The following is a 408-nucleotide window of genomic DNA, read 5'->3' on the forward strand; positions in this document are numbered from 1 at the left end:
CCGAGAGGCGCCCGGGCGGGTGATCTGGTCCATGATCGTGTCGTAGTCGACGCCGGTAGCGAGATCGACGACGATCTGCGCGATGCGGTCGTCGAGCCCTTCGGCCAGCGCCAGGACCTCGTCCTCCGAAGTCAAGGGCCGCAAGGCCGGCAATAGTTCTGGCCGGATGCCGAGATCGGTGAGCTGGGTGTCGTTGTAGGGGTCGAGCACGCGCGGAAGGTCTGGCTCGGCGGGTGGCGCGGGGTGTTCGGGTATTCCGTCCGTAGTGGCAGCCCCGAGTTCGTCGAGGTAGCTGACCTCGAAGTTGGCGAACGTCTGATTCACGCCCCAGTTGATGACGCCGATTCGCCGGTAGGCTTCATCGTGCGGGGCGACGTCGAGCAGCACGAATTCGGAGTCGGCGGCTTG

The 408-nt window shown here is 65.7% G+C and carries 1 protein-coding gene; it reads right to left on the minus strand.

The annotated features are described in order from the left end of the window. Window positions 1–408, minus strand: a 408-nt coding sequence (locus L0U85_RS12105; protein WP_241378017.1) for a hypothetical protein, incomplete at both ends; no start/stop codon positions are given.

Source organism: Glycomyces sp. L485 (assembly GCF_022548875.1).
Lineage (GTDB): Bacteria > Actinomycetota > Actinomycetes > Mycobacteriales > Micromonosporaceae > Glycomyces.